The organism is Stenotrophomonas sp. YJH_SMC_16 (assembly GCF_059367875.1).
The window spans coordinates 692,473-704,999 of sequence record NZ_JCAFRH010000001.1 but is presented as its reverse complement, the minus strand read 5'-3'; the positions used below and the strand labels follow the sequence as shown (position 1 = coordinate 704,999).

Sequence of the window (12,527 nt, the reverse complement as noted above, 5' to 3'; positions counted from 1 at the left end):
TCAGCCGGCCTGGCCGGCGCGATGCTGTGCCAGGTAGCCCGTCAGTGCCACGCGCGCACGGGCGAATTCGGCAACCAGCAGCGCTACCGCTACGGCGGGGCGCTGCAGGCTGCCGCTGCGGGCCTCATGTTCGATCCGCTGCGCCACCGCCGACAGCGACAAAGCCCCCACGTTCGCGCTTGATGATTTCAGGCTGTGCGCGACCGCCTGCAGGCGGGGTTCGTCGCCGTTCTGCGCGGCCTGCTGCAGCTGCTGCACCATCGCCGGCGCATCCTCCAGGAACACCGAGACGATCTGGAGGGCGGTATCGCCGATCACCGCGTGCAGTTCGTCCAGCACATCACGGTCGAGCACCGGTTGCGGTGCTGGCGCCACCTGCTTTTCCGGATTCTGTAGCGCCGAGCCATGCTCGGCTGATGGCGTGCGACTGCAATTGGCCGTCAGCCGAGCATGGCTCGGCTCTACGGAAGGCTGTCCAGGTGATGCAGCCTTCCCGCCACCCCAGCGCTGCAACAGCGCATGCAGCGTGGCACGTGCGATCGGCTTGGACAGGTAGTCGTCCATGCCGGCCTGCAGGCAGCGCTCGCGATCACCGGCCATGGCGTTGGCCGTCATCGCGATGATCGGCAACCGCGTGCGCCCGGTTTCCGCTTCTTCCGCACGCCAGTGGCGCGTGGCGGCGTAGCCGTCCAGCACCGGCATCTGGCAATCCATCAGCACCACGTCCACGCCGCCTTCGCGAAGGGCGGCCAGCGCCTGCTCGCCATCGGCGGCATTGCGCACCTCGCACTGGAATACGCGCAGCAGATGCTCGGCCACCATCCGGTTGACCGTGTTGTCTTCCACCAGCAGCACGCGCAGGTGCAACGGCGGCAGCGTGGGCGTGGGCTGCCCCTGTTCGGCGTTGGCCAGCAGCGCGGCAGGGCGCGCATGCGCGACCGTTGCAGCCAGCAGTGCATGCAGCGCAGCGTCGTCGAAATGCGAGGGTAGCTGCCGCTGGCGCGGGCGTGCCGGAAGGGTATCGTCCTGCAGCCACAGCACCTGCAGGGCATCGTCCTCGCCACGTTCGGCCAACGCCTGTTGCAGCGTCGCTTCACCGATGTGGCGCGCACGTGCATCGACCAGCAGCCAGGCCGGCGCCGGTTGCCCCGGCCTCGGCACCGCGCGCAGGCGCTCGACCACGGCATCGAGCTGCGCCATGGCGTGCACCAGCAGGCCATGATGGGCCGCGATGCGCTCGATGCGTGCCTGCAGCGTTGCATCGGCACTGAACAGCAGCAGCGGTGCTGGCGCGCGCGCCATCGCCGGCAGGTCGCCAGGAACCTTCAGCAGCGGGATCTCGAACCAGAACGTAGCGCCCTGGCCAGGCGTGGACTGCACGCCGATCTGCCCGTGCATCAGGTCGATGATGCGCTTGCAGATGGCCAGGCCCAGGCCGGTGCCGCCGTAGATGCGGGTGGTGGATGCGTCGGCTTGGCTGAAGGACTGGAACAGGCGTGCCTGCAGTGTGTCGTCGATGCCGATGCCGGTATCGATGATCTCGAAGCGCAGCTGGTGCTGCGCGGCACCTTCGCCCAGCCGCAGCACGCGCAGCTGCACCTGGCCGCGGGCGGTGAACTTGATTGCGTTGGCCAGCAGGTTGCTCAGCACCTGGCGCAGGCGCACCGGGTCGCCGCGCACCGGCAGGCGCACCGAAGGATCCAGTTGCAGGCCCAGGGCCAGGCCCTTGGCGTCGGCGGCGCGTTGCATCAGCTGCACCACGCCATCGAGCAGGTCGCGCAGGTTGAAGCTGGTGATCTCCAGTTCCAGCGCCTGTGCTTCCAGCCGGGAGTAGTCGAGGATGTCGTCGACGATGCGCAGCAGCTGCTGTGAACTGGCCGAAGCGGTGGCGAGCATCTGCCGCTGGTCCTCGCCCAGCGGCCCGCGCGCGATCAGCTCCAGCATCGGCAGGATGCCGTTGAGCGGGGTGCGGATCTCGTGGCTCATCGTGGCCAGGAACTCGCCCTTGGCCAGCACGGCCGCTTCGGCGGCCTGCTTGGCCTGCAGCAGCTGCTGTTCCAGCTGGCCTTGGCGTTCGGTGGTATGGCGCAGCTGGTCGCGGTCGGCGGCCAGCGCGCTGTGTTCGCGCTGCAGCCGGGCCAGTGCCCGGCTGCGCGTGCGCAGGCGCAGGCCCAACAGCAGCGCCATGGCGGCCGCGGCAAGGGCAACCAGCAGCACGCCCCACAGCGGCACGTCAGAGCACCGCGTTGTGGAAGTCGAAGTTCAGGTCGCTGCCGGCCGACTGCACCATGTTGCCCTGGATGTAATCGACGCCGCCGACCCACATCGCGGCCGCGGCCTGCGGGTCTTCGATCTGCTGGCCGATGATCTGCAGCCCGGCCGCATGCGCCTGTTCGATCGCCTTGCGCAGTTCCTCGCGCGTGGCCGGGTTGGAATGGCTGCTGGAGAAGCGCGCGGCCATGCGCACGAACGACAGCGGCAGCTGGGTCAGCAGTGCATCGGCTTCGCCGCTGGGCTCGAACTGGCTCAGGCAGAAGCGCACGCCGGCGCCGGCCATGCGCTGGCAGAACTGCTGCAGCGGCACGGTGTGGATCAGCGCGTCGGGCAGGCGCACGTCGATCACCAGCGCACTGCCGGGCAGGTCACGCTGCTGCAGTGATTCCAGCAGCCAGTCGCCAAAGGCATCGCGCTGCAGAGTGCGCAGCGACTGCGAGACGAACAGGTTCAGCGGCTGCGTTGCGTGCCGGTACAGGTCCAGCAGGCCAAGCGCATGGTCCATCACCTGCTGGTCGAGGTCGGCGATGCGGCCTGCCGCCTCGGCGGCGGGAATTACCTGGCCGGCCGCCAGCACGGTGCCATCGGCCTGGCGCAGGCGCAGCAGCAGCTGATACTGCGCGGTGTTGCCACCGGCGACGGCAACGATCGGCTGATAGGCCAGCTCCAGCTGGCCTTCCAGCAGTGCCAGGTGTTCCTGTTCGGTGACGGCCTGGCGGTGCACGTGGCCCGCCACGCCGGCGCTGAGCAGGCGTGCCTGCAGGGTGGTGCGCTCGACCGCTTCCAGTGCAGCGTTGGCATCGTCGAAGCCCGGCGACAGCGGCGCGTAACCCACCACGCCGCGCAGGTGCACCGATTCATCGTCGCGGATCACGAAGGCGCGCGCCGAGAGCTGCTCACGCAGGGTCGCGGCGATGCTTTCCAGGCTGTCTTCATCGGTATTGCGGGCCAGCAGCAGGAAGCTGTTGTCGTTCAGGCGTGCCAGCAGGTGTGGATGGCCGGCCTCGGCCAGGCGCTGCCCGGCCTGCACCATCAGGCGCTCGAAGGCGGCGTAGCCATAGCGTTCGCGCAGGCCCAGCGCGCTGGCCACTTCAACGAAGAACACGCCACCCCGGTCGCGATGGGCGAGGGCGGCATTGAGCTGCTGCAGCACGTGGTGACGCGTCGGCAGGCCGGTTTCCGGATTGCTGGTGGCCGGTGCGCCGGTTGCACCGGGCAGGGTTGCCGCCTGCGCACGTGCGCGACGGATGCGGTTGGCCACGGCGGCGATCAGGTGGCGCGGCCGGATCGGCTTGCTCAGGTAATCGTCGGCGCCGCTGTCGAGCACTTCGAACTGGCGCTCCGGATCCGGATCGCCGCTCAGGAACACGATCGGCAGCAACTGCAGGCCAGGCTGCTGGCGGATCAGCGCGGTCAGGCGCATGCCGTCCAGGCCGGGTAGGTGCAGGTCCATCAGGATCAGGTCGGGGCGATGCTCCTTGATCGCCTGCAACGCACCGTCGGCATCGCTGTGCACGATGGCCTGCATGCCGGCGCCATGCAGCACGCTCTGTGCGAACAGGGCCTGCGCGCGGTCGTCCTCGACGATCAGCACGCGGTAGGGCGAATCGGAGGGCGGCGGCGCCTGGTCGTTGTTGCCAGCCTCGGCCAGCACGGCCGGGCCCGGCAGCGGCGGTGGTGCGCTGCCGATCGATGCAGGTGCGTCGGAGGCTGCCAGCGGCGGAACTGCTGCCGGCGCTGCGGCGACGGCGTTCGCCGGTTCAGCCGTCCAGCGTTGCCAATGATCGGCCGGAGGGGTTTCAGCGCGTCCCGGGCGGGCGCCCGCGGGGGATTCGTTTGCGGCCATCGGTGCTCCTGGTGTTCGCGTCCATTATGCGACAAGCCCGGCGATCAACCGGTACCGGGCTGGCGTGGACTGTCGGGCGACGCACCGCGTGCCAGCCAGCGCACGCCCTTCCACAGGGCGCGCCAGACCAGCCACACCAGCAGCGCACCGGCCAGGCTGCAGGCCAGCACCACGATCAGCGCGATCCACGGGTGTGCCAGGGCGAGGGCCAGGCCACCGACCACCACGGTGTCCTCGGCGGCGGAGGCCACCCAGTTGCTGGCAGGCTCGGGCGAGGTATTGAGCAGGGCGCGGGTGCCGGCCTTCAGGCCATGACTGGCCAACGCCACACCGGCACCGGCGGCAAGTGCGCCGGTGCCCAGTTGCCCATCGGGCGACAGCGTGGCGGCGGCGAGGAAGGCCCCCGCTGGCACGCGGGCCAATGTCTGCACGAGGTCCCAGGCCGAGTCGACGCCGGGAATCTTGTCGGCGAAGAATTCGGTCACCGCCAGCGCCGCCGAGGTGCCCAGCACCCACCACGATTCAGTGGCCTGCAGGGCCGGCGGCAGGTCGACCCAGCCGAGCAGGCCGGCCAGGCCGACACCGAACACGGTGAGGTAGACGCGGATGCCGGCCAGCCAGGCCAGCAGGATGCCGATCACGAACAGGTGGGCTTCGGTCATGGCGATGCTCCGGCGACGGAACTGTGCAGGGGACCACACTATCAACGATGGCATGCCTGAACGCCACAGACCGTGGCTCGCCACTGCGCAGGAAACCCACCCGTCCTGTCATACACTAGCCCGTCGTTTGCCACAGGGGCCGTACCGGTGTCGCCCTCGCGATGCCCCGGAATCCACCCATGACCAACCGTCCTCCCATGCGCGTGCAGGTCCGCCTGCCCGGCGCACCACAACCGCCGGCCGACCGTCGCCGCCTGCTGGTGATCGGCGGCATCTGGCTGCTCAGCCTGGTGCTGGCCGTGCTGGGTGGCTGCTGGATGGCCACGCCGCGCGACGCCCAGGGCCAGCGCCTGCAGGCTGCCGAGAAGCGTGCCGAGACGTTGCAGGCGCAGCTGACCGAATTGCGCCAGAAGCAGGCCACGCTGGAAGCCTCCGACCGCATCAGCCGCGCCGCCAACACCGAGGTGCAGTCCTCGCTGGCCGAGCGCGATGAGGAAATCGCAGGCCTGCGTGCCGACGTCGCCTTCTATGAGCGCCTGGTGGGCTCCACCAGCCAGCGCAAGGGCCTGAACACCCATTCGATCGAGTTCAGCCCGGAAGCGGCCGGCACCTGGCAGTACACCGCGGTGCTGACCCAGAACCTCAACCGTGGCGCCATCAGCCAGGGGCAGATGCGCTTCACCGTGGAAGGCGTCAAGAACGGCAAGCTGGCCACGATCAGCTGGGATGATCTGCACCAGCGCAGCAAGGTGCCGGGACAGGATTACTCGTTCCGGTACTTCCAGCAGCTCACCGGCAGCGTGATGCTGCCGGCTGACTTCACCCCGCAACGCGTGCGGGTGACATTGGGGAGTGGTACGGGGGGTACCACCCAGGTATTCGACTGGAAACAGGCCGGTGCGCCGGCCGCCAAAGGGGAGTAGGCAGATGTTCGGAAGCAGCAAATCCAACCGTGAAGGCCAGCTGGTGGTGGATGCCCTGATCGGCAACCAGGTGGTGATCCGCGGTGATGTGGAATTCAGTGGGGGCCTGTATGTGGAAGGCCGCATCCATGGCAAGGTGATCGCCGCCGAAGGCGCCAGTGGTGCGACCCTGACGGTCGCCGAGCATGGCGTGATCGAGGGCGAGATCCGTGCCCAGGTGGTGGTCATCAGTGGCCGCCTGGACGGCGACGTGCATGCCACTGAGAAGGTCGAACTGACCCCGAGCGCACGGGTCAATGGCAACGTCCATTACCAGGTGGTGGAGATGAATGCGGGCGCCCAGCTGAACGGTCGCCTGATCCATGCCAGCGCCCCGATGGCCGCCCTGCCGGCTCCGGAAGGCGAAGAGGCCAATGGTGGCAAGGGTGACACCGCCGCACGCCGCAAGCTGGCCGAGGCGATGGCTTGAAAGCCATCGTCGGCACCCCCATGCTGACGGCATGAGCACGCTAGTCTCCCTGCCCGGCGCCACCCCGGTTGCCGCGCCCGATTACCAGTCGCTGGAGCGCCCGCTGAACTTCACCGAGTCGGCGGCCGCCAAGGTCAAATCCCTGATCCAGGAAGAGGGCAACCCCGACCTGGCCCTGCGCGTGTACATCGAAGGCGGTGGCTGTTCGGGCTTCCAGTACGGGTTCGAGTTCGACGAGAACCGTGCCGAGGACGACCTGGCGGTACAGACCAGCGGGGTGACCCTGCTGGTCGACCCGCTGAGCCTGCAGTACCTGATGGGCGCAGAGGTGGATTACACCGAGAGCCTGACCGGTGCGCAGTTCGTGATCCGCAACCCGAACGCGAAGACCACCTGCGGCTGCGGCAGCAGCTTCAGCATGTAAGAGCCCTGTGGCCAGGATGTGCCAACCAAGGTTGGCACCTGCCAGAGCGGATCCGTAGATCCACGCCATGCGTGGATGCTCTGTGCCCTCCAGCCCACAACAGCAGATTGCGCACAGCGCCGACCTTGCCACCCGCATCGATTGGCGGCACGCTTGCCGGATGCCCAATACTTCTTCGCCGCTTTCCGGTTTTGCCTTCGTTGGCGAACCGCTGGAGCGCGCCGATGCCCTGCGCGACGATGCCGATGCACTGGCGCGCCTGTGGCCGGGCGCGCGCATTCTCGTGCTCGATCAGGACGGCAGCGCCTTCACCGGCGATGACGACCAGCCGCTGGCGCTGACCGGCGCCGACATCGGGGGTGGTCCCGGCTCGGCGATCTTCCTCGGCCTGCGCGGGGAACAAGCGTGGTTCTCGGTTGAAGCCGCCAGCGTCACCGTCACCGCACCACGTCGCCTCGACCTGCGCCAGGCCGCTCTGCTGTGGTCGATGGCCGATGCGACCGCCTTCAGCTATGCCCGCGGCATGTCCTACTGGCACTCGCGCACCCGCTTCTGCGGTGTGTGCGGCGGCGCCGTGGCGTTTGCCCGCGGCGGCTTCGTCGGTCGTTGCGCGCAGTGTTCCACCGAGCACTACCCGCGCGTCGACCCCGCCGTGATCGTCGCCGTGGAAAACCAGGGCCGGCTGCTGCTGGGCCGGCAGTCCAACTGGGCACCGCGGCGTTACTCGGTGCTGGCCGGCTTCGTCGAACCCGGCGAGACCTTCGAGCAGACCGTGGTGCGTGAAGTGCATGAGGAGAGCAAGGTGCGGGTGACCGCGTGCCAGTACCTCGGCTCGCAGCCGTGGCCGTTCCCGGGCGCGCTGATGATCGGCTTCCGTGCACAGGCGCAGGATGACCTGCCGACGGTGGATGGCGAGCTGGAAGACGCGCGCTGGTTCAGTGCCGACGAGGTGGGCGCGGCACTGGCACGCGATGTGGAGGACGATGGCCAGGGCATCCGCCTGTCGCCGCCGATCTCGATTTCGCGCGGCCTGATCGAACACTGGTACCGCCAGCAGAAGGGCTGAACCCGATCCTCTGCCGGTCCGGTCGTGGCAGCTGTATTGCCGCCACCTGAACACGGCCCGGGTTACAGTCCGGTTCACCGCTGAGGGCGCCGCTGCGACAGGTAAGGTAGCGGCGCCGAGCGTTCTGTTTCGTAGGGAGACCTGCCATGTTCACCACTCTGGCCGCCGTGCTGGTGGCACTGGCCCTGGGCCATGTTGCCCCGGCCGCTGCCGCCTCGCTGCGCCGTTTCGACGGCTTCCGGCGCTGGCTGGGCTGGCTGGACGCGCGCGGCGGCAAGGCCTGGCAGGGTCAGGCAGGCGTGGCCCTGGCATTGCTGCCGCCGCTGCTGCTGATGGTGCTGCTGGCGTGGTTGCTGCGCGGGGTGCTGTTCGGTCTGCCGTCGCTGTTGCTGGGCGTGGGCGTGCTGGCCTGGTGCTGGGGGCCACGCGATCTGGACCGCGATATCGAGGCCATCATCGATGCCGATGACGCGGCGACACGACAGGCGGCCGTGCGCAACCTGCAGTCGGCCGGGGGCAGCCTGCGCGAGGACGTGCCCTCGCTGGTCGAGGCGACCGTGCTCAATGCACTGCGGCGCTGGTTCGCGGTGCTGTTCTGGTTCCTGCTGCTGGGCCCGGCCGGTGCGCTGGGCTATCGCCTGCTGGCATTGATGGCGGAAAGCCCGATGCGTGCCCGCGTGCCGGTGGAGCCGCTGGCGCTGGCGCAGCGCCTGCTGGGCTGGATCGAATGGCCGGTGGCGCAGTTGATGGCGTTCTCGATGGCGCTGGTGGGCAACTTCGATACGGCGTGGAAGGCCTGGCGCCAGGCCCATGGTGAGCGCCTGGCCGGCAACATCGGGTTCCTGGGCGCGGTGGCGCGGGCCAGCGTCAACGCCGAGCTGCGCGAGGACGCGCACGATTACACCGAGGCGGGGCTGTTGCCGGTGTGGCAGCGGCTGCCGGACCTGCGTGATGCGATGAGCCTGGTGTGGCGGATGCTGCTGCTGTGGCTGGCGATCCTCGCCCTGCTGGTGATTGCAGGCTGGGTGACGTAGTTGCTTTGCAGGGCTTGCAGCCCTGCACCTGCAGAGGCCAAAGCCAAAGCCAAAGCCAAAGCCAAAGCCAAAGCCAAAGCCAAAGCCAAAGCCAAAGCCAAAGCGGCTCTGGGTTGCTGAGGGTTGGGCGGGGCGGTGTGGGGCTGCAGGACACGCCGTAAACCCGTCCCTGGGGGCTCGATGGCGCCATCCATGGCGCCAACGGTCCTGCAGCCCCACACCGCCCCACCCCCGATGGTTTCCCGGTGGCGATGGGTGACCTGCGATTGCGGGTAGGTGCCGACCTTGGTCGACACGGTAGATCCACGCCATGCGTGGATGCAGAGCGAAGCGATCCGCTTCCGCTTTTGATCTTCTCTTTCTTTTCCGTGGTGGACGCACACGGAAACTGTCCGTGGCCGGGCGGGTGGGCTGCGCAGGGGCGTGAGCCGCATGGATGCGGCGACCGAGCTTACATGGGTGAGGGCGCTTTGCTTGCGAGGCACGGCTTCGCAAGCGACCGAACGCCCAGCCGCCAGCGGCTGGGCCGGGCCCCGGAGGGGGACTTGCAGCGGCCCCTGCGCAGCCCACCCGCCCGGCCAGATCCCGTATCAATGCACTCGCCCACCACGAGGGGCTGCGCCGTTGGCTGGAAACCTAGACCGGTGCCAGTGCAGTGAACGGTGCCCACGGCAGGTTGCGCAGCAGCGCATACCCGGGCAGCACCCAGAGCCAGAACACGGGATTGGCCAGTACCCGCATCAGCGGGTCGAGCGCGCGTGGGCGGATGCCGGCGATGTTCAGCAGCATCAGCAACAGGAACGGCAGGCTGATGACCAGCAGCGGGTTCATCGCCATCGCGCCGGGCAGGTCGAAGTGGACCAGGGAATACAGGCAGCGCGTGCTGCCACAGCCCGGGCAGTACAGGCCGGTCAGGGCGTAGAGCGGGCAGCTCGGCAACGGATTGCCGGCGACATACGGATTGACGTTGCGCAGGACCACCGTGGCACCCACGGCCAGGCCGGCGGAAACCAGCAGCGGTGCCCAGCGGGCGAGTCGGGAACGAGCGGGAAGCGCGGACATGCAACAACGGATCCGGCGCAGGCGCCGGATCCGTCCAGGCGTATCAGTAGCTGCTGTTGCTCATCGCGCCCATGCCGCCGAGCACAACGAAGAACAGCACGTACAGCACGACCACGACGACCCAGGCGATGGCCGACCAGATGGCCCACTTCTTGGCCTTGGCAGCCGAATCCTGGGCGCCGGCGATGTCGCCAGCGGCCAGCTTGCCGTTGACCTGGGCGGCGTAGACGATCGACACGATGCCGGCCGGCAGGCAGCAGAACAGGGTGGTCAGGATCGCCCAGACCAGGTTGTTCGGGACCTGCGGAGTAGCGGTATTCATGGGTTCAAGCTCCTTGATGGGTGGTGGTGGTGAATCATTGGTCGGAAAGAGCGCCCAGTACGGCCAAGCCGCCGAACAGCCCGAACCACAACAGCAACAGGACTGGCAGGGCCACGGCCGAAGCCACCGCCCACCAGCCCGCCTTGCGCGACGCGCTGTAGGCCCCCGGCAGGTCGCCGGCCGCGCGGCGGCCATCGACCTGGGAGGCATAGACGATCGACACCACGCCCAACGGCAGGCAGCAGAACAGCGTCGTCAGGATCGCCCAGACCAGATGGTTGGGGATGTAGACCGGACGGCTGAGCGGTGGTGGTTGATTCAAAGCGAGACTCCATTCCTTGGTGGCCGGCCGTGATGTATCGACCGGACCTCCCCCCTGTGGGTGCGTAATCTACCGCAACCGACGTTGCATGTATGCGTTTACAGTCACGACATGTCGCGTACGCCACTGGACGGTGACGTATGTGGGGGGGGCGCCGGGCCCGACTGGCGGGCCGGTACCGTCAGGCGTGATCGCCGCGCAAGGCCCGCACCTGGGCCTCCAACACCGGTGCGCTGGTGCTGTGGCCATCCACGGCCGGTGCGGCCACCACCTCGACGGTGGCACGGAAACGGCGTGGCACGCGCATCCGGCCAAGGCGGCTGTCGCGACGGCTCCACATGCTCGACCACATGCCGCGCAGCGCCATCGGCACCACCGGCACCGGCCGCCGTTCGAGGATCTTCTCGACGCCGGACTTGAACGGCGCCATCGCACCATCCTTGGTCAACGCACCTTCGGGGAAGATGCAGACCAGCTCGCCTTCGGCCAGCGCGGCGTCTATGTCATCGAACGCGCGCTGCATCAGCGCCGGGTCTTCGCGCGCGCCGGCAATCGGGATCGCCTTGGCGGTGCGGAAGATCCAGCGCATCACCGGGATGTTGAAGATCCTGTAGTACATGACGAAGCGCACCGGGCGCGGAATCGTCGCCGACAGGATCAGCGCATCCATGTAGCTGACATGGTTGCAGACCAGCAGCGCGGCGCCTTCGTCGGGCACGTTCGCTTCGATGCCGTGCGGGCGCAGCCGGTACAGGGTGCGCACCATCAGCCAGCTGAGGAAGCGCATCAGGAATTCGGGGACGATGGTGAAGATGTAGATCGCCACCAGCGCGTTGGCGATGGCCAGCGCCAGGAACTGCTGCGGAATGGTCCAGTGCAGCAGCTTGTGCGCGGCCAGCGACAGCAGGGCTGCGCCGACGATGAAGCCGGAATTCTGGATGTTCAGCGCGGCGAACACGCGCGACATCTGGGCCTTCGGTGTGCGGCTCTGGATCAGCGCGAACAGTGGCACCACGAAGATGCCGGTGAACAGGCCGATGCCGATCAGGTCGATGACGATGCGGATGCTGCCCGGCTGCTGCAGGAACGTGCCGATGGTCAGCCCGTGCACCGTTGCTTCGCCACTGCGGGCGAAGTACAGGTCGAGCAGGAACGCGGTCATGCCGAACGCACCCAGCGGCACCAGGCCGATTTCCACCGTGCGTGCCGACAGCTTCTCGCACAGCAGCGAGCCGATGCCGGTGCCGACCGAGAACAGGGCCAGCGCAAAGATGTACAGGGTCGGCTCACCGCCGAGGTTGGTCACGGCATAGGCCGGCAGCTGCGAGGTCAGCACGGTGCCGACGAACCAGAACCAGGACACACCCAGGATTGAATTGCGCACCGCCTTCTGCTGGCGCGCCATGCGCAGCACCGCCAGTGATTCGGGCAGCGGGTTCCAGTTGATCTTCAGGTTCGGGTCGCCGGCATCGACCTTGGGAATCAGGCGCGCAGCGATATTTCCGCAGATCGCCAGGCCGATGATCGCGCAGGCCGCCACCACCGTGCCGTGGCTGCCGGCCACAGTGAACACCAGGCCGCCGACGATCATGCCGGACAGGATCGACATCGAGGTGCCCATTTCAACCAGACCGTTGCCACCGGTCAGCTCTTCCGGCTTGAGTACCGAGGGCAGTACCGAGTACTTCACCGGGCCGAACAGGGTTGACTGCATGCCGGTGCAGAACAGGGCGACCAGCAGCACCGGCAGGCTCTGGGTGAGGAAGCCGGTGGCCGCCAGCGACATGATCACGATCTCCATGGTGGTGGTGATCACGATCAGTCGCGATTTTTCCAGTTTGTCGGCGATCTGCCCGGCCAGTGCCGAGAACAGGAAGTACGGCAGGATGAAGATGGCCGGTGCCAGCGTGGCATACAGCCCCAGTTCTTCCTCCGGCACGGCCATGAACAGCAACATGCTGATGATCGCCTGCCGGTACACGTTGTCGTTGAACGCTCCGAGCGCCTGGACGACGAAGAACGGCAGGAAACGGCGCTGGCGCAGCAGGGCGAACTGGTTGTGACCGGACATGGAGCCTCCTTGACCGGCGCAGCCTAGCATTCCTGTCCATCCGCTGTGGGTG

Annotated in this window: 12 protein-coding genes; 5 read left to right on the top strand and 7 right to left on the bottom strand. The window is 67.9% G+C overall.

Annotated features, from left to right (window positions below; all coding sequences use genetic code 11):
* From AC5P6E_RS03130 to AC5P6E_RS03120, 3 genes are read right to left on the bottom strand one after another with little or no spacing between them, the layout of a single operon-like run.
* Complete coding sequence (locus AC5P6E_RS03130; RefSeq protein WP_495230688.1) at positions 1–2,232, bottom strand: ATP-binding protein; 2,232 nt, start codon at positions 2,230–2,232, stop codon at positions 1–3.
* Between the two features lies 1 nt (position 2,233).
* Positions 2,234–4,120: an EAL domain-containing protein gene (locus AC5P6E_RS03125; protein WP_191863360.1), complete on the bottom strand. Its 1,887-nt coding sequence runs from the start codon at positions 4,118–4,120 to the stop codon at positions 2,234–2,236.
* Between the two features lie 44 nt (positions 4,121–4,164).
* Positions 4,165–4,782, bottom strand: a complete 618-nt coding sequence (locus AC5P6E_RS03120) for a DUF4126 domain-containing protein (protein WP_010482636.1) — start codon at positions 4,780–4,782, stop codon at positions 4,165–4,167.
* A 179-nt stretch (positions 4,783–4,961) separates the two neighbouring features.
* On the opposite strand from AC5P6E_RS03120, the gene AC5P6E_RS03115 reads away from it, so the two are divergent.
* The 5 genes from AC5P6E_RS03115 to ampE all read left to right on the top strand — a co-directional run bounded on the left by AC5P6E_RS03115 (position 4,962) and on the right by ampE (position 8,698).
* Entirely contained in the window at positions 4,962–5,705 is a 744-nt protein-coding gene (locus AC5P6E_RS03115) for a DUF6776 family protein (protein ID WP_019336613.1), read from the top strand.
* 4 nt (positions 5,706–5,709) lie between these two features.
* The gene (locus tag AC5P6E_RS03110) at positions 5,710–6,174 is read left to right on the top strand and encodes a bactofilin family protein (RefSeq protein WP_010482635.1); all 465 of its coding nucleotides are present in this window, start codon (positions 5,710–5,712) and stop codon (positions 6,172–6,174) included.
* Between the two features lie 31 nt (positions 6,175–6,205).
* Positions 6,206–6,598: an iron-sulfur cluster insertion protein ErpA gene (erpA, locus tag AC5P6E_RS03105; protein ID WP_005419789.1), complete on the top strand. Its 393-nt coding sequence runs from the start codon at positions 6,206–6,208 to the stop codon at positions 6,596–6,598.
* Between the two features lie 160 nt (positions 6,599–6,758).
* The gene (gene nudC, locus AC5P6E_RS03100; protein ID WP_019336614.1) at positions 6,759–7,664 is read left to right on the top strand and encodes an NAD(+) diphosphatase; all 906 of its coding nucleotides are present in this window, start codon (positions 6,759–6,761) and stop codon (positions 7,662–7,664) included.
* Positions 7,665–7,810: 146 nt separating this feature from the next.
* The gene (gene ampE, locus AC5P6E_RS03095) at positions 7,811–8,698 is read left to right on the top strand and encodes a regulatory signaling modulator protein AmpE (RefSeq protein WP_019336615.1); all 888 of its coding nucleotides are present in this window, start codon (positions 7,811–7,813) and stop codon (positions 8,696–8,698) included.
* Between the two features lie 636 nt (positions 8,699–9,334).
* On the opposite strand, the gene AC5P6E_RS03090 is transcribed toward ampE, so the two are convergent.
* From AC5P6E_RS03090 to AC5P6E_RS03075, 4 genes are all read right to left on the bottom strand, one after another.
* Entirely contained in the window at positions 9,335–9,760 is a 426-nt protein-coding gene (locus AC5P6E_RS03090) for a DUF2752 domain-containing protein (RefSeq protein ID WP_010480999.1), read from the bottom strand.
* Between the two features lie 43 nt (positions 9,761–9,803).
* The gene (locus tag AC5P6E_RS03085) at positions 9,804–10,082 is read right to left on the bottom strand and encodes a CD225/dispanin family protein (protein WP_010481000.1); all 279 of its coding nucleotides are present in this window, start codon (positions 10,080–10,082) and stop codon (positions 9,804–9,806) included.
* 34 nt (positions 10,083–10,116) lie between these two features.
* Complete coding sequence (locus AC5P6E_RS03080) at positions 10,117–10,404, bottom strand: CD225/dispanin family protein (RefSeq protein WP_005419784.1); 288 nt, start codon at positions 10,402–10,404, stop codon at positions 10,117–10,119.
* Between the two features lie 181 nt (positions 10,405–10,585).
* Positions 10,586–12,475 carry an MFS transporter gene (locus AC5P6E_RS03075; protein WP_478415365.1) on the bottom strand — a complete coding sequence of 630 codons (1,890 nt, stop codon included), beginning with the start codon at positions 12,473–12,475 and terminating at the stop codon, positions 10,586–10,588.
* Between the last annotated feature and the right edge of the window lie 52 nt (positions 12,476–12,527).

Bases quoted from the DNA above. Each gene is read 5' to 3' on its own strand.
- erpA (WP_005419789.1), top strand. From the start codon at position 6,206: ATGAGCACGCTAGTCTCCCTGCCCGGCGCCACCCCGGTTGCCGCGCCC.
- AC5P6E_RS03115 (WP_019336613.1), top strand. From the start codon at position 4,962: ATGACCAACCGTCCTCCCATGCGCGTGCAGGTCCGCCTGCCCGGCGCA.
- AC5P6E_RS03090 (WP_010480999.1), bottom strand. From the start codon at position 9,760: ATGTCCGCGCTTCCCGCTCGTTCCCGACTCGCCCGCTGGGCACCGCTG.
- AC5P6E_RS03120 (WP_010482636.1), bottom strand. From the start codon at position 4,782: ATGACCGAAGCCCACCTGTTCGTGATCGGCATCCTGCTGGCCTGGCTG.
- AC5P6E_RS03110 (WP_010482635.1), top strand. From the start codon at position 5,710: ATGTTCGGAAGCAGCAAATCCAACCGTGAAGGCCAGCTGGTGGTGGAT.
- AC5P6E_RS03085 (WP_010481000.1), bottom strand. From the start codon at position 10,082: ATGAATACCGCTACTCCGCAGGTCCCGAACAACCTGGTCTGGGCGATC.
- nudC (WP_019336614.1), top strand. From the start codon at position 6,759: ATGCCCAATACTTCTTCGCCGCTTTCCGGTTTTGCCTTCGTTGGCGAA.
- AC5P6E_RS03075 (WP_478415365.1), bottom strand. From the start codon at position 12,475: ATGTCCGGTCACAACCAGTTCGCCCTGCTGCGCCAGCGCCGTTTCCTG.
- AC5P6E_RS03125 (WP_191863360.1), bottom strand. From the start codon at position 4,120: ATGGCCGCAAACGAATCCCCCGCGGGCGCCCGCCCGGGACGCGCTGAA.
- ampE (WP_019336615.1), top strand. From the start codon at position 7,811: ATGTTCACCACTCTGGCCGCCGTGCTGGTGGCACTGGCCCTGGGCCAT.